At 56.3% G+C, this 26045-nt stretch carries 19 protein-coding genes, 1 tRNA gene and 2 pseudogenes; 10 read left to right on the plus strand and 12 right to left on the minus strand.

Annotated features, from left to right (window positions below; genetic code table 11):
• The first annotated feature begins 64 nt into the window (after window positions 1-64).
• The 6 genes and pseudogenes from trbL (at window position 65) to IZV00_RS21140 (ending at window position 5637) form a co-directional block, all read left to right on the plus strand.
• Window positions 65-1366 carry a P-type conjugative transfer protein TrbL gene (trbL, locus tag IZV00_RS08590; RefSeq protein ID WP_196224275.1) on the plus strand — a complete coding sequence of 434 codons (1302 nt, stop codon included), beginning with the start codon at window positions 65-67 and terminating at the stop codon, window positions 1364-1366.
• A gap of 3 nt (window positions 1367-1369) precedes the next feature.
• Window positions 1370-2164, plus strand: a complete 795-nt coding sequence (gene trbF / locus IZV00_RS08595; RefSeq protein WP_196224276.1) for a conjugal transfer protein TrbF — start codon at window positions 1370-1372, stop codon at window positions 2162-2164.
• Window positions 2161-3000, plus strand: coding sequence for a P-type conjugative transfer protein TrbG (trbG, locus tag IZV00_RS08600; RefSeq protein ID WP_196224277.1), 840 nt, complete (start codon window positions 2161-2163; stop codon window positions 2998-3000). The genes trbF and trbG overlap by 4 nt, the downstream gene beginning before the upstream one ends.
• The gene (locus IZV00_RS08605; RefSeq protein ID WP_196224278.1) at window positions 2997-4184 is read left to right on the plus strand and encodes a TrbI/VirB10 family protein; all 1188 of its coding nucleotides are present in this window, start codon (window positions 2997-2999) and stop codon (window positions 4182-4184) included. The genes trbG and IZV00_RS08605 overlap by 4 nt, the downstream gene beginning before the upstream one ends.
• Before the next feature lie 2 nt (window positions 4185-4186).
• Window positions 4187-4405: pseudogene (locus IZV00_RS21135) on the plus strand (DUF2274 domain-containing protein); the annotation flags it as partial.
• Between the two features lie 866 nt (window positions 4406-5271).
• Window positions 5272-5637 carry a tyrosine-type recombinase/integrase gene (locus IZV00_RS21140; protein ID WP_230463146.1) on the plus strand — a complete coding sequence of 122 codons (366 nt, stop codon included), beginning with the start codon at window positions 5272-5274 and terminating at the stop codon, window positions 5635-5637.
• Window positions 5638-5760: 123 nt separating this feature from the next.
• Here IZV00_RS21140 and IZV00_RS08620 read toward each other — a convergent pair whose 3' ends face one another.
• Together IZV00_RS08620 and IZV00_RS08625 are read right to left on the minus strand one after the other, a co-directional pair.
• Complete coding sequence (locus IZV00_RS08620) at window positions 5761-6660, minus strand: UTP--glucose-1-phosphate uridylyltransferase (protein WP_196226579.1); 900 nt, start codon at window positions 6658-6660, stop codon at window positions 5761-5763.
• A 189-nt stretch (window positions 6661-6849) separates the two neighbouring features.
• Window positions 6850-8535: a glycosyltransferase gene (locus IZV00_RS08625; protein ID WP_196224280.1), complete on the minus strand. Its 1686-nt coding sequence runs from the start codon at window positions 8533-8535 to the stop codon at window positions 6850-6852.
• Window positions 8536-8944: 409 nt separating this feature from the next.
• Here IZV00_RS08625 and IZV00_RS08630 point away from each other — a divergent pair, with 409 nt between their 5' ends.
• The 4 genes from IZV00_RS08630 (at window position 8945) to IZV00_RS08645 (ending at window position 12770) form a co-directional block, all read left to right on the plus strand.
• Window positions 8945-10090 (plus strand): polysaccharide biosynthesis/export family protein, encoded by a 1146-nt coding sequence (locus IZV00_RS08630; protein ID WP_196224281.1) that lies wholly within the window; start codon window positions 8945-8947, stop codon window positions 10088-10090.
• A 120-nt stretch (window positions 10091-10210) separates the two neighbouring features.
• A complete protein-coding gene (locus IZV00_RS08635) occupies window positions 10211-11326 on the plus strand; it encodes a hypothetical protein (RefSeq protein WP_230463147.1) in 1116 nt (371 codons plus the stop codon).
• Window positions 11323-12108, plus strand: coding sequence for an ABC transporter permease (locus tag IZV00_RS08640; protein ID WP_443020040.1), 786 nt, complete (start codon window positions 11323-11325; stop codon window positions 12106-12108). The genes IZV00_RS08635 and IZV00_RS08640 overlap by 4 nt, the downstream gene beginning before the upstream one ends.
• Window positions 12109-12161: 53 nt before the next feature.
• Entirely contained in the window at window positions 12162-12770 is a 609-nt protein-coding gene (locus IZV00_RS08645) for an ABC transporter ATP-binding protein (protein WP_230463148.1), read from the plus strand.
• On the opposite strand, the gene IZV00_RS08650 is transcribed toward IZV00_RS08645, so the two are convergent.
• From IZV00_RS08650 to IZV00_RS08695, 10 genes and pseudogenes are all read right to left on the minus strand, one after another.
• A complete protein-coding gene (locus tag IZV00_RS08650) occupies window positions 12747-14537 on the minus strand; it encodes a hypothetical protein (protein WP_196224283.1) in 1791 nt (596 codons plus the stop codon). The two genes, IZV00_RS08645 and IZV00_RS08650, sit on opposite strands and share 24 nt — an antisense overlap.
• A 13-nt stretch (window positions 14538-14550) precedes the next feature.
• Window positions 14551-16266, minus strand: a complete 1716-nt coding sequence (locus IZV00_RS08655; RefSeq protein ID WP_196224284.1) for a hypothetical protein — start codon at window positions 16264-16266, stop codon at window positions 14551-14553.
• A gap of 77 nt (window positions 16267-16343) precedes the next feature.
• Window positions 16344-17180 (minus strand): sulfotransferase family 2 domain-containing protein, encoded by an 837-nt coding sequence (locus tag IZV00_RS08660; RefSeq protein ID WP_196224285.1) that lies wholly within the window; start codon window positions 17178-17180, stop codon window positions 16344-16346.
• 37 nt (window positions 17181-17217) lie between these two features.
• The gene (locus IZV00_RS08665; protein ID WP_196224286.1) at window positions 17218-19128 is read right to left on the minus strand and encodes a glycosyltransferase; all 1911 of its coding nucleotides are present in this window, start codon (window positions 19126-19128) and stop codon (window positions 17218-17220) included.
• A 10-nt stretch (window positions 19129-19138) separates the two neighbouring features.
• On the minus strand, window positions 19139-20248 hold the full coding sequence (locus IZV00_RS08670) for a glycosyltransferase family 2 protein (protein WP_196224287.1): 1110 nt from the start codon (window positions 20246-20248) through the stop codon (window positions 19139-19141).
• 133 nt (window positions 20249-20381) lie between these two features.
• Window positions 20382-21374, minus strand: coding sequence for a hypothetical protein (locus IZV00_RS08675; RefSeq protein WP_196224288.1), 993 nt, complete (start codon window positions 21372-21374; stop codon window positions 20382-20384).
• A 113-nt stretch (window positions 21375-21487) separates the two neighbouring features.
• The gene (glf, locus tag IZV00_RS08680) at window positions 21488-22666 is read right to left on the minus strand and encodes a UDP-galactopyranose mutase (protein ID WP_329604454.1); all 1179 of its coding nucleotides are present in this window, start codon (window positions 22664-22666) and stop codon (window positions 21488-21490) included.
• Between the two features lie 591 nt (window positions 22667-23257).
• Complete coding sequence (locus tag IZV00_RS08685; RefSeq protein ID WP_196224290.1) at window positions 23258-24265, minus strand: IS110 family transposase; 1008 nt, start codon at window positions 24263-24265, stop codon at window positions 23258-23260.
• 89 nt (window positions 24266-24354) lie between these two features.
• Window positions 24355-25113 (minus strand): annotated as a pseudogene (locus IZV00_RS08690) (IS5 family transposase).
• 803 nt (window positions 25114-25916) lie between these two features.
• A tRNA-Gly gene (locus tag IZV00_RS08695) sits at window positions 25917-25990 on the minus strand.
• Window positions 25991-26045: the final 55 nt, after the last annotated feature.

The following is a 26045-nucleotide window of genomic DNA, read 5'->3' on the forward strand; positions in this document are numbered from 1 at the left end:
GCGGGGCGTGGCCCGCTCCCCGCCATGCCCCGCGACATCCCTTCACTCCAGCAGGACGTGCCCCTTGAACGACCTCAATGTCATCGACCGCTTCCTGGCCGCGTTCATCAGCTACATCGACAGCGGCTTCGGGCTGCTGGGACCGGATGTCGGCTTCCTGACCGCGACGCTGATCGGCATCGACATCACGCTTGCCGGCCTGTTCTGGGCGATGGGCGGCGAGGACAATGTCATTGGCCGGTTCCTCAGGAAAATCCTTTATGTCGGCGCGTTCGCCTTCATCCTGAACAGCTTCTCGACGCTGGTCGACATCATCTTCCGCTCGTTCGCACAGGCCGGCCTGACGGCAGGCGGCGGGACGCTGTCGGCTGATGACCTTCTGAAGCCCGGGCGCCTTGCCGGGACCGGCTTCTCGGCGGCGTGGCCGCTGCTCGAACAGGCCAGCGAGATGGTCGGGTTCACCACCTTCTTCGACAATTTCCTGACCATCATGGTGCTGCTGTTCGCCTGGGGGCTCGTGATCGTCGCCTTCTTCATCCTCGCGGTGCAGATGTTCGTCTGCATCCTCGAGTTCAAGCTGACCAGCCTGGCAGGCTTCATCCTCGTGCCCTTCGCGCTGTGGAACCGGACGAGCTTCCTTGCCGAGCGCGTGCTGGGAAATGTGGTCAGCTCCGGCATAAAGGTGATGGTGCTGGCCGTCATCGTCGGCATCGGCTCCAACTTCTTCACCGAGCTGACCAACGCGCTCCAGGGCCAGGAGCCCGACATCGGCCAGGCCATGAGCCTCGTGCTCGCGAGCCTGTCCCTCTTCGGCCTCGGCATCTTCGGGCCAGCGATCGCCTCCGGGCTGGTATCGGGGGCGCCGCAGCTCGGCGCCGGCGCGGCCCTCGGCACGACGATCGGCGCAGCCGGCATGACCATGCTTGCCGGCGGCGCAGCCGCCGGTAGCGCCCGTGCCATCGGTGGAGCCGCGCTCGGTGCCATACGCTCGGGCACGGCGATGGGCTCGGCCGCATCGACTGCCTACCAGCTCGGCCGCGAAACCGCCGCCAGTCCTTCGACGGGCGCCGGTCTTGCGGGCGTGGCGCGCGCCGCCGACCATGCCGCCCGGTCACGAGCCAGCAGCGCGCTCGGCCTCAGCGAGGCCGTTGCTGGCGGGCGGCAAGCCGCATGGGATGCGCTCAACCAGAACTCTCCGTCGCCGAAGCCCGGCGGCGGGGAGACCAGCGGCGCACCCGCCTGGGCGCGCGCGATGCGGGCCGAGCAGACCAGCCGCCATCAACGGCAGCTTGCGGTCCATGCCATCAGCCAGGGCGACCGCGGCGGTGCGTCCGCCACGCCCGACATCAAGGAAAGGAACGACTGAACCATGTTCTTCAAACGAAGCATGCAGCGTTATGGACGGACGCCGCCACCCGAGACGCCCTATCAGCGCGCGGGCCAGCTCTGGGACGAGCGGATCGGCTCGGCAAGGGTGCAGGCACGCAACTGGCGGCTGATGGCCTTCGGATGCCTGTTCCTGACCGCCGGCACCTCGGCGGGTCTCGCCTGGCAGTCGCTGCAAAGCCGGATCACGCCCTATGTCGTCGAGGTCGACCGGCTCGGCGAGGCGCGTGCGGTGCAGGCTGCCGATGTCGAATACCGGCCGACCGACCCGCAGGTCGCCTGGCATCTCTCGCACTTCATCACCAACGTCCGCTCGGTGTCGCTCGACCCGGTGCTGATGCGCCGGGACTGGCTCGAGGCCTATGACTTCGCGACCAGACGCGGAGCGCAGTTCCTTGGGCAATATGCGCACTCGGCATCGCCCTTCGCCCATGTCGGCGAGCGAACCGTGTCGGTGCAGGTTACCAGCGTGGTGCGCGCATCTGACAAGTCGTTCCAGGTCAAGTGGACCGAGACAGCCTTCGAGCGCGGGTCCGAGGCGGGGACCAGTCGCTGGACCGCGATCCTCACCACGGTCACCCGTCCACCCGCCTCGGCCGATGTGCTCCGCAAGAACCCGCTCGGCATCTATGTCGATGCCATCGACTGGAGCCGCGAACTGGACGCAGTACCCACGTCAGCGGCCGCTACGCATTCCGCCCCAGCGCCAACCGTCAGTGCGCCGTCCGATCCCAGTCTCGGTGTGCAACCGTCCAACCTCCAGGAGACCAATCCATGAAACTGGCTATGTTGCCGGCAATTGCCGGCCTGGGTCTGGCGTGCCCTGCAATCGCGCACGGCCAATCCTCGCATCCGTCGCTCAAGACTGTGCAGTCCGCCACGAAAAGCGCCACGGTCGCACCGTCTGCGGCCGGCTTCGTAAGCGGGGCACAGGTCTACCCCTATGGCGAGGGCACGATCTTCATGGGTCTTGCCGCGCCGGGGCTGGTCACCGACATTGTGCTCCAGCCCGGGGAAACCCTGGTGGCCGTTGCGAGTGGCGATACGGCCCGATGGGTGATCGGCGATACCACAAGCGGCTCGGGCGAGGGTAAGCAGACGCATGTGCTGGTGAAGCCTTTCTCGGCCGGCCTGTTGACCAACCTCGTCATCACCACTGATCGCCGTGCCTATCATGTCCGGCTGGTCAGCACCGCCGGCACCGCACTGTCGGCAATGCGCTGGACCTATCCGCAGGACGAACTGCTGGCCCTCAAGCGCAAGGCCGAAGCGGTGCAGGCTGCAGCACCGGTCGCGACCGGCCTCGCGATCGAACAGTTGCATTTCAACTATGCGATCAGCGGCGACAAGCCGACATGGCGACCATTGCGGGCGTTCGACGACGGATCGAAAACCTATGTGGAGTTTCCGGCGTCGCTTGGCGTTGGCGAGGCACCGCCGCTCTTCATCCTCGGGGCAGATGGCAAGGCCGAACTGGTAAACTACCGGCTGCGCGACCGCTTCTATGTCATAGACCGGATATTCGACGCGGCCGAACTGCGGCTCGGGCTGAAGAAACAGCAGGTGGTTCGCATCGACCGCGTCGCACCCACGACCAGGCGGAGGGGCACATGACCGAGCCCGCCATCGCCGACCAGCCCGCTCCCATGCCGAAGGTCGATCCAGAGACATTGAGCATTCGCTCCCGCCCCGCGCGGGCCATCCGCTTCCGACGCGGCGTAATCATCGGCATAGCCGCCGTTGGGTCGGCCAGCCTCGTGGGTATCGCCTGGATGGCATTGAAACCGCAGGTGCTCCGGCATGTCGTGCAGGAAAGCGAACTGTCACAGCCGATGGCAAAGCCAGCTTCGGATGCGCTTTCGGGCCTCCCAAGCAGTTACGGAGATGCGCCGAAGCTCGGCCCGGCCCTGCCCGGCGACCTGGGGCGTCCGATCCTGCGTGCCCAGGAACGGACCGAAGCGGCTGTCGGACCCGCACAGGTCGATACAGCGGCGGCGGCACGACAACAGCGGTTCGCCGACATCAAGGCGGCGCGGGAGTCCGGTCTCATGGCGCAGACCACGACCGGCCGCAGTGCCGCGACGCCAGCCTCGTCCGACGCAACCGTAGCCATGTCCGGTGCCCCAACCGCCAATCCAACTGCCGTTGGCACCCGCAAGGAGCAATTCGCTTCGACGCGGGATACGGACGGTGACCTCAATTCCAGAGGGCTGGTGGCGCCGATATCACCCAACAGTCTGCTTGCAGGCAGCGTGATCGCGGCAAGCCTCATCACCGGTCTCAATTCCGACCTGCCGGGAATGGTCACCGCACAGGTGACGCAAAACGTCTTCGATACAGTGACAGGCGACATCCTGCTCATACCGCAGGGCGCCCGCCTCATCGGCAAATATGATAGCGTGGTCGCGTTCGGGCAGCGGCGGGCTCTGGTAATCTGGCAAAGGCTTATCCTGCCTGATGGCAGTTCGCTCAGGCTCGACAATATGCCAGCAACCGACACATCAGGTTACGCCGGGCTGGCCGACAAGGTCGATTTCCACACCTGGACGCTGCTCAAGGGCGTGGGCGTGGCTACCATGCTCGGTGTCGGCTCGGAACTGTCGATCGCGGGCGAGAGCGACCTCGTGCAGGCGATCCGGGAATCCGCCCAGTCGAACACCGCTCGCGCCGGAGACCAGATCACGCAGCGCAATCTCGATATCCAGCCGACCATCATGGTCCGGCCGGGCGCGCCGGTCCGGGTTCTGGTCACGCGCGATCTCATTCTTGCGCCCTGGCGTAGCAATAACGGAGGATAGACATGGCGGATCTGAAGCTTGGCAAGCTACCCGATCGGACGCCGGTAAAGCTCGCGATCACCATCACGCCCGACCTGCAGAATGCCCTGCGGGAATATGCTGCCCTTTATACCCAGGCCTATGGCACGGAAGAACCCGTCGTCGAGCTGATCCCGGCGATGCTGGCGGCTTTCCTCGAAAGTGATCGCAACTTCGTTCGGACACGCGAGGCGGCGCGGCGGCGCGGCGGCGCGGCGGGGGCGCATATGATGGATCCTCAGGCAGCAAAGGCCTTACAACCGCTCACGGCTCGCGTGGCAACTACGGTGCGCATCACTGGTCTCAACCGTTCCCGATACTATCAGCTGGTCCAGTCTAGCGACCTTGAGACAGCACCATGACGCTAGTTCCGGTGGGCGTTCTTCCGCAGTTCAATAAATGGTTTCGCGTTCCGAAACCCGTCGCTGGAGCTGCACGCAGCCGTGGCATTTACCGTGGCCGAGTTGCACCGCCCGCTACAGCTAAATGGTTTGCTTCGTCGTGTCGATAAAAGAACCTGCGAAGGCGGCCGTCCGCCCGCCCGATGCGGCAGCCCCTCATGAGGCGCAACACACTGGCGTGATGCCGATGGCATCCCCTGAACCTCACGGCGCCACCATCTCCGCTTCCGACGGAGGCAGATCGTCGCCTCGCGCATCCACTACCGCTTCCGGCGAGTCCCTCCTCACCCCGCGCGACATACTGACACGGCTCAACTTGACCAGTGCCGATCCCGCCAAATGGATGCGACGTACCTTCGCGAAACATGGCGTTCCCTACGTCCGCGCGAGCGGCAAGGTGCGTGCGACGGAGCGACAATATCAGATGTTATTGGAAAAGATCACATACTCTCCCTTCGCCACCGTGGGAAGAACGGCATTTACTATATCCAAAGCTCAGTCACGCTCGGCGATAAGCGCATCGACGTCAAAGAGTTCAGTTCAAGAACGAGTGACGCGGATGCTGCGTCACACCTGATGGCCGAATATGAGACCAAGCTGCGGCATCAGCTGATGTTTGGTCGCGCAGGGAATTATCGCCGACGCCTTCGACCGCCCTGCCCGACATATTGCGGATCGGCAAGCTCAATGAACGGATCGGCGAGCTGTCGCTACAGGAACCCAAGCAGGCATGGGGGCAATTCCGGCGGACCTACCTTACGACCTACCTTACCGACCATGCGCCTGACGGCCAGGACACCCGGCTTACACCGATGCCAGGCGGCAATCCCCTCAAGAACCAGCACAAGATGGCCTGCAAGCGGACCGGGATCGACGACTTCACTATCTATGACTGGCTCCATCATTGGGCGTCGCACTGTGTGATGACCGGCATCGATCTCATCACCATCATGCATATGGGTGGCTGGAAGTCGCTTAGGATGGCCCAGCGCTACGCCAAGCGTGAGCTCCGATCACATGCGAGGGTCGATTGATAAGCTAGGACTGACGGATTCCGTCGGCTTCAACGGCGAGTCGGTGATGATCGATTCCACCTGCATGCGCCTCCACAACGTTAACTAATTCATCCACCCCACCTAACGATAGCAGTTCAATTATCAAGCTGTAGCCGCGACCTCGCTGAAGCCCAGTTCGGCCAGAGCGAAGCGGCGGACCTGTTCGCTCAAGTCCTCGCGCTCCAGTGCCAGCACCAGATTGGCCTCGATATAGCCCGCCTTGGAGCCGCAGTCGAAGCGGCGGCCATCGAAGGTCACGCCGTGGAAAGGCTGCTTGCCGATCAGTGACGCCATGGCGTCGGTCAGCTGGATCTCGCCGCCCGCACCCTTTTCCTGCGTTTCCAGTATCTTCATGACCTCGGGCTGCAAGATATAGCGGCCCGGCAGGATCAGGTTGGAGGGCGCAGTGCCCGGAGTCGGCTTTTCCACCAGCCCCTTGACCTCGGTCAGCGCACCGTCGCGCGACCCCGGATCGATCACGCCATAGCTTGGCGTCTCCGCCATCGGCACTTCGAGCGCGCAGACCAGATTGCCGCTAACCTTGTCATAGGCTTCGACCATCTGCTTTAGGCAGCCGCGTCCCGGCTTGCCCTTCATGAACTCGTCGGGCAGCAGGATGGCAAAGGGCTCGTCGCCGACAATATCGCGCGCGCACCAGATCGCATGGCCCAGGCCCAGCGGCTCCTGCTGGCGCAGGAACACGGCATTGCCCGGCGCCAGACGGGTGCCGTCCAGCGCGGACAGGTCCTTGCCCCGCTCCCGCTGTGTGGCTTCGGTCTCATAAGCCATGTCGAAATAGTCCTCGATCGCCCCTTTGCCGCGGCCAGTGACGAAGATCATCTGTTCGATGCCAGCTTCCCGCGCCTCGTCCACCGCATATTGGATGAGCGGGCGGTCAACGACCGGCAGCAGCTCCTTGGGCACCGACTTGGTCGCAGGCAAGAAGCGTGTGCCGAGACCCGCCACGGGGAAGACGGCTTTGCGGATCGGATTCGGTTTCATCACGCCCCTTCAGAACTCAGAAGGGGTTGCCTAGATCATATCTCATGACCCTATGCAATGATGGTTCTGCGATTTATACCAACCTCTGTGATGCTGAATCACGAGGGAGTTTTTCCTCCTTCGGCTCGCTTGATCATCTCAAATATCGCGATCATTTGCTTCAGGCAAACGACATGGACCCTTCCACAATCAACGTAATTTCGGGACATGCGCCAGAGGAACGGGCTGGGCAAAATATCGCATCATTCCCGTCAGCGCGCATGCGCATAGCCACAGCGCCCGCCAAGTAGCCCACCGATCGTATCGAAAAGCGCCACGTATGTTGCCGTCTTTGTCATGTTCCACGACAAAGGAAGGACGGCTGACATAATCAGGCCGCCAGACTGTATCAGGCGGAAGGCTCAGCGCCGCCGTCTTTCGCCGAGGCAAAAGCAGATCGGCAAGCAGGCGCCCTTTCATCGTCAGGGATCGACGCAACCCATGTAGACGCCTCGGCTCGGCCATCGAATGCACAGTTCCTATCGAAGCGAGCGCGGCGTCGCCATGACGACGCGTATCGGCCAGCAGAGCATTATGCTCGCGATAGGTCCAAGCCGCCATGGCCGCAGGACCGGCGTTGAACGCACAAATGCCAAGCGTCATTGCCCGCACGCGATCATAATCATAACGTAGCAGATGATGATAGAAGCCGGCTAGCAGTTTGCGAATTGCTGCGGATCGCCCCACGCGACGGTGAATGGCGTTGGCGAACAAGCTGTTCCTGCGATCATAGAACATGTGCCATGCTGCCGATTTCGCAGCAAAGGGCAGGTGCCATACCGCTATTCCTGGCCAACCCACTGTCGGCAGGCCTGCTCGTTTCAGGCGATAGCCATATTCGACATCATCGCCACGAATGAAACACGGCATGGGCAAGCCAACAATGTCGAGAGCCTCCAGGGGGAGTGCAAAGCACCACCAGCCATTGAAATCCGGTTTGTGGATGCGGGCGAGGAAATCGACGCCGGTCGCGTCGGCGACATCGCAGCCCCCTTTGGGCGCGACATGATGGATGCCAAAACCGCCTGGCTGCAAATAATCGCCAGCTGAAAAAAGATGGGAGCGGGCGTGATAGTCAAACATGGCGCCGCCCACGCAGAATGGTTTGTCGCTCCAAGCCAGTATCGCCGCCATGCGCGGCACGATATCTGTTGGTAGATCGATATCGTCATCCATCAATATTATGTGGCTGGCCCGTTCGGCGCAATAATGCTCCAACATTCCGCGCGTAAATCCGCCGGCGCCCCCGCGATTTTCCTGATCAATGAAGCGTACCGGCATGTGAGAAGGCGCGGCGTCCGACAAACGTTCGCCTAGACCCGGAGCGCCATGATTGACGATCAATAGTTCATGATCGGAGAGTTGACCGGCCAATTTCTTCAGATTTTCTCGAAGAAAAGCTTCTCGCTCATAGGTCGTTATCACCAATCCAAGTCGGACCTGACGCGGCGGTGGAACCGGCGCACACCAACCCATGGCCCTCAAAGTTGCACCCCGAGCGTCGTCGATTTCGATTTGCAGGCTACTTTCGCCAGCTTCGGCCAAGGGAACTGACAGGACAACAAGTGCCCCTTCGTCGCCACCATGTCCGCACCATTGGGCCAAGACTTGTTCGTCGCGGCTCTCCGCATCGCGCCGCAAGAGGGTAACACGGGCAGCCCCATATAGCGTGCCACGCCATTCCACCTGGCGCAAAGAGGAAAACTCTCGCCAGTAGCTCTCGAAAAAGGCGTCGAACAAGCCGCCCAGGCGCTGGGCGCCTTCGCCACAATATAATGCGCCCTCCTCAGCGCTCCATCCCTTTAGCAGGGAGGGTTGAGCGAGGTCCGGAGACATCAGACAGCGCATAAGACAAAGATTGTCGGCCAACTCATTACCTGCTGTTGTCATGGTCATCGGCCCCTTAGCTGACTTTCATCCCCCGTTGAAACCTATTCCGGCATTGGTGGTGAACTGGATCAGCAAATCTATATTCGCCCTCCCCTTGCTGCCAGGCTCATCAAGGCGAGGCCTTCGCCGAAAGTTCTTTATCACAAGCGCTGCACTCTGGTGCGCAGCTTTCCCAACTTGCTTCTGGCGGTCCCCAAACCAACACCAGATTACAGAGGGGAGGCCAAGCTTGTGTTGCCTAGGGGGCTGAGCTAAGGCGCTCGGGCTACGCCATTGGAGTTCGATCGCATTGATAACCACAGCGATTAGAGAAAGACGCACTAGGCGATCTTTGAGCGTTGCGCGGTCCAGCAAAATGGCCATGATTCTTGTCATGGGACTGTTGTCGGGCTGCGCTAATTCTTCTTTTGTCAGCCGTGACGGTCCTTCGCTGGGCCAGATCAAACGCACTACAGATGCGGGTCAGAGCGCTTTGTTGATCGAAGTGACGGATGGCATCGCGCGTCAGGTGAGCGAAGCCTATAAGGCCGCCGGATTTGCCGAAAAATTTGGCCTGGGTCAGCCCTACGGCGCATTGATTGGGTCCGGCGATAATTTGCAGATCACCCTGTTTGAAGCACCTCCGGCGCTTTTGTTCGGTTCGCCTCAACTAACCGGCAACACCATGCAGATAGGCAATGGTCAGCGCGGTACCAGCTTTCCAGAACTAATGGTTGACGACGCGGGGCAGGTGGATGTTCCCTTTGCCGGGCGCATTAATGTGATAGGGCGCTCCCCAAGGGAAGTCGCTGCTCAGATCGTCTCTCGTCTTCGTGGCAAGGCGCACGATCCACAGGTTGTGGTTAATATTTCCAAAGACGCCGCCTCAGCGGTAACGATCGTTGGCGAAGTGGCGGCCACCACTCGGATGCCGTTGACCTTTAAGGGGGAACGCCTGCTGGACGCGCTGGCAGCAGCCGGAGGAAGCAAGCAACCTGTTGACAAGGTCAGTCTTGAATTGACGCGCGGCTCACGTCACGCGACCATGGCCCTGAATGATCTGATAGCACAGCCTGACCAGAATATATATCTTCGTCCAAGCGATGTCGTGACCATTTCCTACAAGTCTGCCAGCTTTACGGTTCTTGGCGCAACAGGACGAAACGACGAAATCGAATTCGAGGCGCGGGGCATCACGTTGGCCCAGGCGCTTGGACGCATGGGCGGATTGCGTGATGATCGTGCCAATCCGCGTGGTGTCTTTATATTTCGCTTGGAAGATCCTGCGGCTCTGGGCGATGCTGGGCATAATATTCCGGTCAACCCTGATGGGAAGATACCAGTAATTTATCGGATCAATTTGCGCGATCCGGTATCATTTTTTGCTGCGCAGCGGTTTATGATGCAAAATCACGACATGGTATACGTCACCAATGCACCGATTAGCGATGTCCAGAAATTCGTTAACATCATCGGGGCAGCAATATATCCGATTGTGACGATTCAAGCTGCTGGGCTCTGATGTTTCCCCGCTATTCTGCCAGATATATTGGGAGAATTTCACAGCTTTTGGAATTACTTGCAATATAAGATAAATACTTTATATAAGTAAATTAATTCTTGAACATGAAAAGACGGTTACATGCAAGGCAAATTCAAGTCAGTTCTGAAAAATGCTATTGGCATGGGTCGATTGTTTCACTTGTGTGTAACTGTGCCATTTTTAGTTTCCATATTTTACTTTGGTATATTTGCAAACGACATCTATGTGTCGGAGTCACGATTCATCGTACGCAGCCCAAGTAAGCCTGAAACCAATCCATTTGGTACGTTACTGAAGAATTCAGGGTTTTCAAGTGGCGACGAAATTCATGCGGCCAATGATTATCTTTTATCACGAGATGCTCTGCGCGATCTTAATCGCAACAGCAATGTTGCGCGTTCTTATGGGGATTCGAATATATCTCTATTCAATCGGTTTAACCCGTTTGGATGGGATAATTCGTTTGAATCTTTGTATGAGTATTTCAATAAGAAAGTCGAAATACAGTATGAAAGTTCTACGTCAATCAGCAGGCTGAGCGTCAAGGCATTCGATCCTCAGGATGCACGCCGTTTTAATGAGAAACTTCTGGAGCAAGCTGAAGGCTTGGTGAACAGGCTGAACGGGCGAGCGCGGAATGATCTACTCGATGTTGCGCAAAAGGAAGTTGATCGCTCGCGCTCCGAGGCAAGGCAGGCAGCAAGCGCTCTGGCCGAATATCGTGACAGAGCGGGCGTCGTGGATCCCGAAAAGCAGGCGGTTAGCCAGATCCAAATGGTTTCCAAGCTACAGGACGAGTTGATTGCCTCACGCATTCAATTACAACAATTGCGAGCGCTCGCACCGGCAAGTTCAGAAATCGCTCCGCTCGAGGGGCGTGTAGACGGTCTCGAAAATGCGATTGCGGAAGAAATGCAGCGGGCGGCCGGCGGGAAAAAATCCCTGTCCAATGCAGCAGCGGAATATCAGCGCCGCTTGTTCGATGATCAGTTTGCTCAGAAACAATTGGCGGCGACGCTGACCGCGCTTGAAGAAGCGAGGCTCGATACCTTACGTAAACAGGCATATGTCGAACGTATCGTTCAGCCCAGTTTGCCTGATGATGCCGCACTACCTCATCGACTGCGCGGAATCTTTTCAACCTTGGCGATGGGCCTCATAATCTGGGGTATATTGTCGATGCTGCTAGCCAGTTTCAAGGATCATATGGAGTGAGCGTTCTGACCAGCTCCATGCGTGTTCAGGGGCGGGTGCTTTACGCCTTGCTTATGCGCGAGGTGCTGACTCGTTATGGTCGGCACAATATTGGCTTTCTGTGGCTGTTCGTGGAACCGATGCTATTCACTGCGGGGGTTGCGGCGATCTGGACTGCCCTCAAGGCTGTGCATGGCTCTAACCTACCGATCGTTGCTTTTGCCATCACAGGCTATTCAAGTATCCTGCTTTGGCGTAATATGACATTTCGCTGCATTGGCTCAATGCTACCAAACCTCTCACTAATGTATCATCGGAACATCAAGCCGATTGATATATATTTCTCGCGCCTCATTCTAGAGATCGTCGGTGCCACGACAGCTTTTATTGCCCTATGTTTCATCTTTGCATTTTTTTCTGGCAGCATAACCTGGCCAGAAAATGTTGCGGAAGTGATATTTGGTTGGATACTGCTAGCTTGGTTCGGCGTCGGACTAGCAATGTTCATTGGCGCACTATCGGAAGACCTGGAGTTTATCGAAAAACTTTGGCATCCCGCTCAATATCTGCTGGTGCCCCTGTCTGGAGCTGCATTCCAAGTCGATGTCCTACCTACAAGCGCACAATCGCTTGCCCTCTTGCTACCCACCGTCAATGGTCTAGAAATCGTTCGTGAGGGCTTTTTCGGATCCAAATTTCAAGCGCATTATGATGTATCCTACACGGTCTGGTTCAACGCGATATTGACATTAATGGGACTGTTGCAGATTCGCAAAATGAGTCGATCGATCACACCGGAATGATAGCCCTCCACAACATCACGAAAGTCTATCATACTCGCCGAGGTCCACATCGGGTGCTCGACAACGTGTCGATGAAAATTGAACCGGGCATGAAAATCGGCGTTTTGGGGCCAAATGGCGCTGGTAAATCGACTCTTGTTCGAATAGTTAGCGGCGCAGAGCAGCCGACCAGAGGTACGGTCAAGCGCTCGATGAGTGTATCGTGGCCGCTCGGCTTTGTTGGCGGTTTTCAGTCAAGCCTCACAGGATACGACAATCTCAAGTTCATTTGCCGCATATATGGCGAAGATCATCGTCAGTTGCTGTCCTATGTTCAAGAATTTTCCGAACTTAGCCATTACCTTTTCGAGCCTGTCAAAAGCTATTCCGCTGGCATGCGCGCGCGCCTCGCCTTTGCTATATCGATGGCAATTGATTTCGATTGCCTGATTATCGACGAGGTGATTGCCGTCGGCGATCAGCGGTTCCAGGAAAAGAGTCGTAATGAATTGCTGAACAAACGTCGTGATAAGGCGATGGTCATCATCACTCATGAAATGCATTTCATTCGCGAAAACTGTAATGCCGTCTATGTCGTAGAAAACGGTATGTTGCGCTCTTTTTCTGATATAGATCAGGGCATAGAGTATCATGAACGGTCATTTGCCCGGCTGAATGGCTGACGGATGCTTTCCTTCATTGAACGCGCTTTCCCAAAAAGCTTGGGATGTCAGATGGGGCAAGGCCTCCACATAAGCGACGCGCAGCGAATCGAAATGATCTTCAAAATGCCGCAGACGCTGCTTGAACAAGGCCCGCTCCCGTTTCGCCTTGCGGGCATCATGTTCCGCTATGAACCCCATGCCGGTCATATCGTCGAAATATAAGACGCGCCGATAGCCGAAGATCGCTGCGTTATTGGCCATGGCCGTCACCCTCTGCGCAACGGGTTTGTTGCGCAGCAACCAGCGCGGCAAACGTAATCCGTTGCGAGAGATCGAGCGAAGCGCTCGACCCATGCCTCCCAACTTGCGGTGCACTGGAAGGCAATATGTGGGTGCCGGAGATATCGGCGCCATTTTCTGCTTTGAAGATAATTCGGCCAATTCGTTTCGAATATCCTCCATATCCGGATTATCAGCCCAGATCTGCGGCCCTTTTGAAACATGTTCGACGGCAAGTGAGACAGCTGCGGCAGCTGCATAGCAATAGGATTTTAGTTTACCGCCGAAGAATCCTTGCGCGACGCGAGAGGCTGACTTTGCATCGCTGGCACCTAACAGTGCATGTATAAGGTGATGCTTGTTATCAAAATAATTATAGAATGGCGTATCTTTTATACCAAAGTCATCACCCCAACATGCAATACCGTTCATAGTCAGTATATTGAAGCGGTTGCCAAGCGAAAACTGGACGTCGTCTCCCCGTAGAAAGAAGGGGAATGCGAAATGTTCCACATCATGGATCGCAAAGCCAAAAAACCACCATGCGCCATAATTGGCGACCTCCGATTCTTGTTCTGCGCTCAACAAATCGTCGACAATCCGCATATCGAGCCCAGTATGATGGGCGTGGCAATATGTTTCAAAACTGCCTCCCTTCTCGATCAAGCGATGGGGATCGGCCGCGCTCAGTAGTGCGCCCGCAATGGCAAGGCGGGGTGTGATGGCGTAGGTGAAAACCGCTATGCTGCGCCGGATGGACTCAATCTCGCAAGCCGCGTCATCATCCATGAACAGGGCATGTGTGAATCTGCCGGTGTCTTTGAGATAGAGGAGGCCACGCATGAAGCCGCCTGAACCCCCGAGGTTTCGGTTGGGGATCACCATCGCTTGGGGAATGTCGGATGGATCGAGATTGCGCGAATTATCGACAATTATGAGCGCTGCCTGGTCCTGATAAGCAGGATCAGTCAGCAATTCCTGAGCAATGCGCTGCGCGGCGGGAAGGACATGTGTCGGCCGATTGTAATGGGTGATAACCATGCCGATGCGAACGGGACGCAATGGTGGATCGCTGGTGGCATACCAACAGTCATAAATACTGGCTTGGCCGCCTTTTCCTTCCAGGCTGAAATAAAGCAAGCCGGCGTGCAGGTCGGGCCAAAAGGATAGGTCGATGATAACGGTTTCGCCGTCGTTCAGATCGGTCGGACGTTCATATATCCATTGTCGATCCATGCCGGTCCGGCGCAGCCCGAAGCGGACGATGAGTTGCCCTTCTCCTCTGAGACACAACGCCAATCGCTGGACCGGGCAATGGGCTTTCCACTTCTCGACAGACAGGCCATTGAAGAAAGTGTCCGTGCGGACCGATTGGCCGTCATGAAGGATGACAGCGCCATGATCGTCTATCACCAGGTTGCCGAGATCGGATCGGACGTAGAGGGCTGCGGATATATCCCTCGTGCGATCTGGCAGAGCCAGGCTTTGGAGCCGATTCCAGGTCATTTTTTCATGTCAGTCAAGGGTTGGGTTGCCGCTGGGCGTCAGAATGAACGTTCCAGAAATCAAACGACGCCATGGAGTTCAGATGAAATTCCGTGCGTCGGCGCAGGGCCAGCCTCACCATCAGGCAAACAAAACCTGCCACCAGAGACCAGCACCGTTTCCAATCATACTGCCGTTCTTCTAGGCGTCGGGTTGCGGCATGGCGAATGAGTATCAGTTTTGGCCGCGGCTCGAAATAAGGTGTCAAATTTTCTGCTCGCACAAAACCACGTCGGATCAGCGGCTTGAGGCCTGGTAGGAAAAGGTCTGACATTAACGCCCTGATCATTTTCCAGGCGCATCTCCCAGACGCGCGAGGAGAAAGACGACGGGTGCGTAATGGTGGAAAGCGCTGTCCTTCACACCTGTAACGGGGTGCCGCACCTGCAACCAGTTCAGCATGATCCTTGCCGCTCCAGGCCAGTAGAGCCGGGGCGCCGGCGCGATAGGCGGCCATGCCCTTCAGCATAAGATTTGCGCGCAAATAATCATAATGAATGAGATGTGTCAGCAGCTTGCCGCTGAGTTCAAGAGCGGTTGCCGTTCTGCTCCGCCTCTGCCAGACGCGAAGGAACAGGGCATCGCGAGCCTCATAAAATGCTGCCCAAGGCGGGCTGGTCTGTAACCGCGGTCGCCCTGAAACAGCCACATCGGGCCAAACCAGCATCTTCCTGCCGCCGTCCATCAAACGCTGGCGATATTCGCGTGCATCGTCGTGAAGCGGAAATGGAAGGCCATGTCTACAAATATCCTCGCGGGGAAGCGCGATGGCGCCCCAACCATCAGAATCCGGCCGTTGGCAAGCGTTCGCATCGATCGGGCTTCTCGCAAATCCGGGACCGACCATGACAGGAATTCGGAGCGAATGACGATCGAGGTAGGTGGCGCTCAGCCTGATATCTTCTCTGGCATGGCATAATATGTACCGAACACGATCGAAAAAGGACGGTTCGATAGATGCTTCGCCCGATAAGATCAGAATATGTGTCGCGCGCCCGCAAGCCACTACAGCCAATGCTCGCTGCAATACTCCCTGCCCTGGAGCAAAAGGATCCACGCGGATAGGAGGCAAATCACAGATCGACGAAATTTGCGCTACAGCTTCGGCGCAGGACTGATCGACCGTCAGGTCAATGATATGAATGTCAATTACAGCGGAGCGATCTGCTGCGGCAATACGGCGCGCCAGAGCTTCAACCGGGTGCAAGACACCTTCGGGCGCCTCCGATACAATTGCCACCAACGCCAGTGAGCAAGAGCGCAAAGGAGGGGCATCGCTCGTCCAGCGCGGATCGTGGACGGAAGAAGGAAGATTGCAGGAGAATTGCGCGTAGAGCGAGGCTTGGGCGCATTCTTGAAGGTCGATCGGCAAAGCGATTTCACGTTCATCATCAGCTTGGCAAGCATATTGCGTAACGATCCATTCGCGCCCCGTAACCATGTCCTGAGCGATTATGCTGATAGCTATATCACCGCGAAATCGGAAACAAAAGAATACCCTGTCTATATTTGTTTCATTGAACCAATGGCTTGCAAAGAAACGACCAAATAACCCATCAATCTTTATTTTACTACCTGCAGAACAGATCAGTGCTTGTTCAAGAACATGGGCATTTCCATACATCTTCATAACCAGCTTGTCGCACGGTTCTCTCAGGTATATTGATTGTACGAAATTCTGATCAGACAAAGGCAGTTCCGTGCATGACTTCCTGTATCGCGAAATAACGAAGGTTATACATTACATAAAAGGCAGCAAAATCAGGTTCAAATTTTTTCATTCAATTCAAAATCAAAATCGAACCTTTTGCGGATTATGTCCGAGAGTCCATCAAACATGAAAAAAGATTTCCGTATATTGCTTCCATTTTCACGCAAATATCGAATCTTTTTCACTGGAAAATCTGAAAATTGTCCGAGAACAGCCAAAAAATCATAGTTAGCTGATAGGCCAGCCCGAACATCTTCATGCTTTTCATTTAATTTTAGATATTCCTCACTTGATCCGGAATATATACCTTCCAAAAATTCCGAATATTTTTTTTTATCGCCGAAATCCAAAGATAAAAATTCGTACTCCTCCGGAGGAAGAGCGAGAAAGCTTTCCTGTGATCTAAAATGAGGATCAAGATAAGAGTCCGGCATATTAGATATTGTTTCAACATAGGTACGGAATGTCATGAGATCGGATGGAACTTCCGAAATATCACAAATATTCTTTATAACTATATTTTCAGGAGCCATAATAAATTTAGATACAAATGCACTAATTACCCGATCAATAGGATCTCGCGTGACAAAAACACGTCGCGATGATCTCGAAATCTGCGAGGGTGTTTTTGCCATAACCAAATGGGAATAGTTGTGAACGCGCGACATATCTTGCGCGAACAGCGAACCCAGATGTGGATTGCTGGCCATCAGCAGCGCATATTTTATTGCCGAGCAACCACATTTTGGTGGCACACAAATAGCTGTCCGCCTCTCCTCGTGCCAATAATGGTGGCCAATTCCAAACTCACTGAGAATCATATAATGCGCCCCTTCTATTTCATAGAATTCGACGGTTTCACTCATCCAACCCGACGTCAATTCGCGCGGCATTGTAACGTTTCAAGGCCCGGATCCGTCAGCATCATGATTAGCTGCTGACCTCCAGAGGGAAATGATAGTCATAGATATGATCCATATAGGCAGGGGCGCTGCTATGGAATCGTTCGAGAGCATTGTGATCCGGCATTTCGGCGCAAAAATCGCGCGCAAAGTCGCTATCAGGCGAATTGATACGCTGACTGATCTCCCAATGAACATTGGCAGCGCGATCGAAGCTCTTGCCGCCCATCATGAAAACCCGCGATGCTTCAAGGAAAGGCGTGCGGAGTTGAGGGTGGATCAATGAATAGGACCAGCTCAAACAATCAAGGGTGAACAGGTCGAACAGCACGAAATGGTCGCGCGGTGCCCGTCGGTTACGCAGAAAATTTTCCATCGTAACAAGCATCTGGAACGTACCGAAATGGCGTGTATCCGATGCTTTGACATCTTGGCCCGGACGATCCTTGCGATAATAATAACCCCGCGCATTGGCGTATGAAACACCCCCATTTAGATAAAGGGAGATGAACTGAAACTCCATATCGTCATAAGCTTTAATGCGCTCAGGAAAATTCAGGCCATTCTGACGCAACCATTCTGTGCGATACAGGCGACGCCATATTGCAGGCTGGCGCCGCAAAATGTTCCACATGTTGCTTTCGTAACCGATCATCCCACTTCTGAGAGCTCGGTCCGTATAGGGCTCGATATTGTCGGATACTTCCCCTGTTATACTGCTATAATCTGCAAATCCGATCTCAGCTATATTGCTGGCTCCGACATAAATTGCTTCATTAAGCAGCGGCAGGAAACATTCTTCGACAAAATCGTCGCCGTCGATCAAGGTGACATATTTACCCTGAGCAATCTGCAAGCCCAGATTGCGTGCGGAAGCGCAACCGCCATTGGGTTTGTCGATCACCTTGGTATGAGCCATCTTGGCGACTTTCGCCAGCGACTGCAGCGTTTCGGCCTGGGCGCTGCCATCGTTGATCACCAGAATTTCAGTTGGCCGATCGATCGATTTGATGATGGACTCAACGCATGGTTCAACCAGGTCTCCAATATTATATACGGGAATGATCACCGTATTCAGCGGTTCCGCCTTTGCCGGGAAAATGGCCGGAGACCATGACGCTTTTGTGCGGGTGGTCCGCCTAGACGCATGGGTCTTGTAGAGCAGTCCGCTTTCGGCGTCCCGAACGCATCCTGACGGCACCGTGTCGAGAAGTGCGGAAATCATGGCATGATCTTTGGCGCCGTAGTCAGCCTTCCAGACTTCACCCAACAGCGTCTGGCTGTGCTCCACCAGTTCCGAGGCCAGTTGCAGGAACATGCCTGGGGCAACCAGCTTGAGCAGCGCGATTGGGGTGGTGGTGCCAAAGGGGAGATCATTGACGCTGAGTAGCGCGACCTCCTGCTTGCCCTTGGTGCGCAGTGACCGGAAGACGCCATCTTCGAACACATTGATCTGGTTCTGGGTTGTTGGCCAATCCTGCGGTACGACGGCCTTATTCACCAATTCGATGTTCTTGATGGCCAGATTGGCGACAGCTTCGCGCGCAATATCGCAAAGCTGGGAATCTGCTTCAAACGCCCAGACCTGCTTGTCCGGATGGAGAAGCGCGGCAAAGACAGCAAACAGGCCGCAGCCTGCGCCGATATCGACGATGACGCCATCCTGCGCAATTGGAAGCAGGATCGTCGGTCGATAAACCGAAAGAAAACGCTCGATGCTATCGGAAACAATCGGGCGGATGACCTCATTGCCGACGGCCAGCGTCTTATAATATTCGATCGCCCGCGTTCCATCCTTGCAGCCGCTCATAGCCTCGGCAAGTGTGTTAAAACGAGGCCATATTTCGCCATCATCTGTATATTTTTTTGCATCGGTTACGCCAAGGCTGCGCAGGTTTCTGCTCAATTTTCGTGTCAATTTATTGATATTGGAGCTCATTGCCGCACCTTTATGCGTAGACTTGGCCGAGGTAGCCACGGTCACCATTGATCAGAATGTTTACTAGGTCGTCATACCATTTGAACGTGGTGGGATCACCGACATCGCCCAGCAATTTGGCAACCGAGGGATTCGTCGGCATGCTCTGCAAGACACGGGCCGCGCGATCAGCAAAAGCTTCCACGTCGCTGATCCCGATCGTGTTGATCGACCAATCGAGCATGCGGGCAAATGCGCATTTCAGCGCTGCGAAAGCTAGCTGACGTTCAAGATCGAGTACACGCAACTGGCGATCCAGATTCTTGGCGCTCAAGCTCCCTGCCTGATTGCGTTCGAGCCGTAGCTTGTCTGCCTTGGAATCGAAATGATGTGCGTAAATCGCGGACAGACCTGCAAGATTGCCGATAATATCCCCTTTGAGCTTTGGCATCATAGTGACGCGGCTGGACCGTTCAGTCACATTATAAAGATGCGTTATAACATTTGCACCCAAGACATTGTCGAGATCGAGAGTCATTCTCGCAATGAGATAGAGATCTTCGAACTTTCGTCCAATAGGGAATAGGTATTTGTTAATAAACTCAAGCTTGAAATATTTGTTTCCGATCTGCGGCTCCAGAATAAGCGGAATAAATCGTGTATTGGATCCGAATGCTTGAATGGATTTCCCTTTGAACAGGCGCGAAAATCTGTCCTCGTCATAAAAGGGCAAAAAATTCTGCTGATCATCGATTAATGCCGAAGCGGTGAAAAGATAATCTGGCTTTTCAGCTTCAAGGATATCCTTCACCATGGCGCCCCATCCAGCGGGCTTCAGGTCATCGGCGTCCAGGAAAGTAACATATTCTGCGGAACAGAAGCGCAGACCGCGGTTGCGCGAATGAGAAAGGCCACAATTTCCACTGTTCCGGATAAGTATAATATCGCTGTGAATCAGGCGTATTTCATCAACGATTCTATCGGCCATTTCTGCTTCGGATGAGCGAGAGGCATCATCTACAACTACTATGCTCTGGACAAGGTTGGTTCCTTTTGATCCATATATTATGGATAGCAAAGCTTCCCGCAAAAACTCTGCATCATTATGCGTTGTTACAACTACATCCATCGAAACGTTCATGGAATACCTTCGACTTCCTTGTTTTGCTCTGCCGTGCGTGTCGAAAAATTCAAATAGCGAAAGCTGTAGCCCCTGTGAGCTTCCCTAGTGACAATCATGACGATGTCAGGGGCCTATATCAGCGATGTTTCAGCTAAAATGCATGCCAGCCCTCACCATCACAGGCAATGAACGCCGAATATTTTCCACCACCGGCGTTGATCCGTTGGCGCCAGGCAGTAACGGGTTTGAGAATGTCAGCGACATAGGCAACAGTCCCGGCATTGGCGGCATCGCAGGCAGGTAAAGACGCATAACGGATCGGGCGCAGCCGCACCGCTTCGCTCTCGGCTGTGCCGGCTATTTGCATAGTCCCCTTGGCATCGAAACGAGCAACTTCGCGTTCGGCAGCAATGATGTTGACGGTGCCGGCGGCCGAATGGCCAAGGCCGGTTGTTGGATCGCCCCAGAAACCATAAATCGGGTGTGACGCGGAATAGCCGTTTTCAGTATTGATTTGGGCGCCGCCGGTGGATTGCCCTGCCTGAAAGGCAGCCAATGCGGCACTTGGTTTCTGGGTCGCAATCGTCAGGGGAAATGGCGGAGCGCGCTTTTCATCATAGGTTGCGGGCGGATTGTAACCAAAGATCGAACCGATGCCGACATTGCCGTTGCGAAAATAGGCGTTGGAATGCTGATCGATCAGGAAGCCGAGTTGATTTCGCGAGATCCCGGAGTCCTTGGCGGTTCCCAGCCAGACTGCGAAATTTGTCGGCACCGCATTTCGGCCCACAGGCCCATCGACGGCAAAATTCAACGTTCCGCTGGTATTATAGGTGGCGCCATCCCAGCCGTTCGCCTGAACTTCGCACAGGTCGTCGCCGGCAAGAACGGTGGCGCCGCCAGATCGCTTGTCAGCCTTGCGATTTTTGTAGCAGCCGTAAAAGGCGGAACTGGCATCATTGGAAAACTGAAGCGCGGCGTAATTCCCGCCAACCTGCTTCTTTCCTCCATTATTCTGTATCGTCGTATATGTCAGCGTACCTTCGCGCCGTACAATGGGCTCGTCCTGGGCGCGTGCGATCTCGGACTGGAAAAGACCTGTGGCATACGCCGCCAGCAGAAGACCTGCTGGCAGCACTGCCACGCCCCCCGGAGCGGCCCATATTCTCCGCCCTATCTGTTTCAGAATGTCCAAACGCGAGTCATGTGATGTCATATTCGTTACTGTGATAGCCTCAGATCCAGAACGATCAGAGATCACAAGCTGGCGACCTTGGCCTTGGCTAGCCACGCTTCAGCCACATCCATCGCCTGATCGATCGTCACATCCATATCGAGATATTGATAAGTGCCCAATCGGCCAATAAATGTTATATTCGGTTCCTGCGCAGCCCGCGCTTCATATTGTTCCAGCAACTTTGTCTCAGCGACCATGCGGATCGGGTAATAGGGGATGTCGTCCGGGCCGCAAAGGCGGCTGTATTCACGGAACACGATGGTCTTTTCGAAGCTCGCGGCTTCCCAAGGCGCGAAATGCTTATGCTCGGAAATGCGGGTGAAGGGGACGCTCTCGTCCGGGTAGTTGATAACCGCAGCGCCCTGATAGTCGCCCTCGGCGCGCTCCGGTACGAAATCCAGCGTGCGGTAGCCGAGGCGGCCCAGATCATAGTTGAAGTAGCGATCGAGCGGGCCGGAATAGAATGTGTGCGCGAAGTCCTCGGCCAGATCCTCGTGGCGTACGCCAAGGCGCACGTCGATTCCCGGATGGTTGAGGATGTCGGCGATGATCGCGGTATAGCCATCGCGCGGCATGCCCTGGTAGGGGTGATTGAAATAGTTGTCGTCGTAGTTGAAGCGCAGCGGGAGGCGCTTGAGGATCGAGGCGGGCAACTCGCTTGGCTCGCAGCCCCACTGTTTGCGGGTATAGCCCTTGAAGAACGCTTCGTAGAGGTCGTTGCCTACGAAGCGCAGAGCCTGATCTTCGAAGGTCTGCGGATCTACAATGTCCATGCGTGCCTTGGACTCCACAAAGGCGCGCGCTTCTTTCGGCGATAACGCCTTGCCGAAGAACTGGTTGATCGTGTGCAGATTGACCGGCAGCGAATAGACCTTGTTTGCAACGTTCGCCTTTACGCGGTTGACGTAGGGCATCATCACACCGTGGCGGTTGATGAATTCCCACACGCGCTCGATCCCGGTGTGGAAGATATGTGGGCCATATTTGTGGACCATAACACCCGTTTCGGGGTCACGCTCGGTATGGCAGTTGCCGGCCAAGTGATTTCGCTCGTCGATGACAAGGCTGGCGATACCATTTTCGGCCAAATAGCGTGCTATTGTGGCTCCCGAAAAGCCTGCGCCAACGATACAAATTCTCATTATACTTCCCTGAATCAACCGCGATGGTGCTGTTGCAAAAAATAGATGCGTCCGCAAGGGAGATTGGGTGCGAACTCATGCGAGAATCTTTCGCCTAACCAACAGATTTAGCGGTCATTGCAGATCGGAGGATGGCGTATCCGCGCTCGGCTCCATCAACTCCAATCATTGATCTCATTTGACTGCGATGAGGAACAGCTTGACCCGACACCTCCTCAATGCAACCCTTCGCCAAAGGAACCGTTCCGATGACCGACTTGGGCAAATTCTGAGCAGACACTCCGAGAAATTCCTTTATTCCGTTGATTTTCTGGGAAGAAATTCCAACGACGCGCCGCCTTGACATCGCCCCCGGACCACCCTTCCCCGGTGTGATCGACGCAATCGGGGACTAGGGCGCAGATCTGTAATTGCAGAGCGGGGCGGTGTGATCCCTTGAGGGTTTCATGGATCTGTCCGCACTGGCCGAGCCGGAGCTTGGTCGTGCTGTATCGGGTCTCACAGAGGCGAACGTTGCATTGACTCGATGCGGGCTCTTCGGCCCATCTGACCACCTTCGCAGATCGCTCGTCCCTGCGTTCCCTCTTGGGACACCGCCCTCGGATCAGCCTTGACGCTTCACCGCTGGCAAACAGGTTCTACTCTATCTCATGCTTGGAACAAAGTGCCGTCGCGCAGCATGGCGTGCATGATCACTGCGAGGCGGCGGGCGAGCGCGACACGGGCCTTCTTCAGGCCACGACGCCTGGCGATCTTCATGGCCCATGTCTTCAGGGCAAAGGTCTCCCGGCTTCGGGTGAGGATCGAGTTGGCAGCTTCATACAGCAACTTGCGCACGGTCCCGTCACCTTGCTTGGTGATCCGGCCCGTCCAGTCGAGTTCGCCCGATTGATGGCGTCTGGGCACTAGGCCGAAGTAGGCGCCAGCATTGCGTGATTGTCGGAAGCGGCCCGCCTCATCCACCGCGGCGGCGAAGGCGGCCGATGTCTGCACGCCGACGCCCGGGATGGTCAGGAGGATTTCGCAGGCCTGCGATTGGCTGGCGATGATGCGCAGGCGGCGATCCATTTCCTTGATCTGCTCGACCAGCTCGGCTCGTACGGACAGCAAGGACGTGATGGCATCGCCTAGGCCCGGGATGTGTGCCGCCTGCATGATCCTTTCAAGGAATGCCTTTCCTTGCCCTGCACCTGGGCGATAGCCGAACGTGGCGCAAAGACCGCGGATCATGTTGTCGAGCCGGACGCGTGCCTCGACCAGGTGACCACGCGCGGTAATCACGCTGCGCACGCCATGGGCTGTCGGGGATTTGACGTGCACTTCCTTGTAGAACCCCGTCCGCGCCAGTTGCGCGAGCCCGGCGGCGTCGTGGGGATCGGTCTTGTTCGCTTTCATCGCCTTCAGGCTCTGGTGCGCCTGCCGGGCATCAATGCACACCACCGGGACGCCTAGATCGCGAAGGCCAAGGCAGATCGCCGGCGACATGCGGCCAGTCTCGATCACCGCGCGTTCGATCGGGCCATACCGCTCCAGCAGCGTGGCGATCGCTTCTGGAGAGCTCTCCTCCTTCTCCGACACGAGCTTGCGACCGTTTTCGTCGACAATGCAGACCTGCGTGGTTTCCATCGACAGGTCCAATCCGGCATAATGCTTCATGGCTGCTTCCTTCCTTCAGGATTCGACGACCAGAAGTGTGCGCCTCAACCGAGGCCCGAGGGAAGCAGCCGCAATTACGCGATGACCCATCACGCGTTGCACCACAGGCGCGCGCAGATAAGCTTGATGGCGGCGAGATAGTTGGCAGCGTTCTTGTCGTATCGGGTGGCGATGCCCCGGAACTGCTTGATCCTGTTGAAGAAACGTTCGACGAGATTGCGCTGGCGGTGGAGCCAGGACGAAAATCCGAAGCGCTGTGTTCGGTTGGAACGGTTGGGGATGTTGGCCCAGATGTTCCTGGCGGCCGCAGCTTCGCGGATGGCGGTGCTATCATAGCCCTGTCGCCCAGAAGGGTGGCGCCTTCAGGAATGCTCTCGATCAATGCTTCGGCTTTACAGGCATCGTGAACCTGCCCTCCGGTCAGTCTCAGGCCGATAGGACGTCCATCAGCGTCGACAAGAGCGTGGAGCTTGGTCGTAAAGCCTCCCCTGGAACGTCCCATGCCATGATCTCCGGCTCCCCCTTTTTACCCGTCGCACCGTGTTGGTGGACGCGCATGCAGGTGGAATCAATCATCACCAGTTCGCCATTGTAGCCTGCGGAAACCGCCGCCAGCAGCCGATCCCACACCCAGCCTTTCGCCAGCGGACGAACCGGTTGTAACAGGTCGTCGATGGTCCATAGCGCTCCGGGATCTCTGCCCACGGAGCGCCCGATCGGAAACGCCAGAGAATGCCATTCAACACCCGGCGATCATCGACGCGCGGCACGCCACGCGGCTTGTTCGGCAACAATGGCTCGATAATCAGCCACTCTCTGTCCGTCAGCTCATACCGCCGTCGCGCCATCCAACATCTCCCAAGATCGGGAGCCTGAATCATGCCGAGCGACAAACCTCAAGCGCGCTTATGAGTTTACGCCCTAATGTGATCCTGATGGAAGGTAAGGCGGGTCAGGAGGCCGCGCGGCATCGTCTGGCGTATGTCATTGACTATGTGGCAAAAACTGATCCCGATTTGGCGTGCGCTGTCATTGGGTGGATCATTTCCGCAAATGGGCCATACAGAGGCCGGTTATCAGCCCGAAAGACTTGGTCCTGCGCGAACGATCGCTATCCCGCGTCCTGCAGCTAGCCGCCGCCATCAACACAATCCAGGGCAGAAGGCACAGTTCAAGGCGCGTCAGCAGATTGAGGTGACCCGATCCCCTACCGTGCGGACATTCCCACATTGGCCGCGATGTTCAACCTCTGTCCGCGCCCGGACAGTGGCCGTAGCCGACGACCACTGGATTGTGGCCACCACCATCCGCCGGACCTGGGACAAGAGGAGAGCGGGGATCGGACTTGCCGGGCGATCGTCAGGCTGGCCCGAAACTCATTTTCTGGTTGATGTCCCGCACTGGTCCGCCGCCGCATCGGAGAGGCGAACCGGCGGCAGGGAAACATGCTGGGCCATGTCCCGTTCGCGATCAGCGACATTTACACCAGCCCGGATCCGGCCATTTTAGGCCTCGCGCTCCGCACCACACAGGAGATTATCGACGAGATCGAGGCCCTCGCCCCGGCGCTTACTGCGACGATACCGCGAGGTCAGATGCTCCATGCTAAAAGCGATGGAGAAAAAACGTCGAATTTCCAAGGGTTTCTGACTGGAGCGGGTAGCGGGGATCGAACCCGCATCACAAGCTTGGAAGGCTAGTGCTCTACCATTGAGCTATACCCGCCCGTCAGGAGGAAGCGCACTGCCAGTTTTGCGGCGCCTTCGTCAATACTTAAAGC

It is taken from the genome of Sphingobium sp. Cam5-1 (genome assembly GCF_015693305.1).
GTDB lineage: Bacteria > Pseudomonadota > Alphaproteobacteria > Sphingomonadales > Sphingomonadaceae > Sphingobium.

Bases quoted from the DNA above. Each gene is read 5' to 3' on its own strand.
- trbF (WP_196224276.1), top strand. From the start codon at position 1,370: ATGTTCTTCAAACGAAGCATGCAGCGTTATGGACGGACGCCGCCACCC.
- trbG (WP_196224277.1), top strand. From the start codon at position 2,161: ATGAAACTGGCTATGTTGCCGGCAATTGCCGGCCTGGGTCTGGCGTGC.
- IZV00_RS08605 (WP_196224278.1), top strand. From the start codon at position 2,997: ATGACCGAGCCCGCCATCGCCGACCAGCCCGCTCCCATGCCGAAGGTC.
- IZV00_RS08620 (WP_196226579.1), bottom strand. From the start codon at position 6,660: ATGAAACCGAATCCGATCCGCAAAGCCGTCTTCCCCGTGGCGGGTCTC.
- IZV00_RS08625 (WP_196224280.1), bottom strand. From the start codon at position 8,535: ATGTCTCCGGACCTCGCTCAACCCTCCCTGCTAAAGGGATGGAGCGCT.
- IZV00_RS08630 (WP_196224281.1), top strand. From the start codon at position 8,945: ATGGCCATGATTCTTGTCATGGGACTGTTGTCGGGCTGCGCTAATTCT.
- IZV00_RS08635 (WP_230463147.1), top strand. From the start codon at position 10,211: ATGCAAGGCAAATTCAAGTCAGTTCTGAAAAATGCTATTGGCATGGGT.
- IZV00_RS08650 (WP_196224283.1), bottom strand. From the start codon at position 14,537: ATGACCTGGAATCGGCTCCAAAGCCTGGCTCTGCCAGATCGCACGAGG.
- IZV00_RS08660 (WP_196224285.1), bottom strand. From the start codon at position 17,180: ATGCCGCGCGAATTGACGTCGGGTTGGATGAGTGAAACCGTCGAATTC.
- IZV00_RS08665 (WP_196224286.1), bottom strand. From the start codon at position 19,128: ATGAGCTCCAATATCAATAAATTGACACGAAAATTGAGCAGAAACCTG.
- IZV00_RS08670 (WP_196224287.1), bottom strand. From the start codon at position 20,248: ATGAACGTTTCGATGGATGTAGTTGTAACAACGCATAATGATGCAGAG.
- IZV00_RS08685 (WP_196224290.1), bottom strand. From the start codon at position 24,265: ATGAAGCATTATGCCGGATTGGACCTGTCGATGGAAACCACGCAGGTC.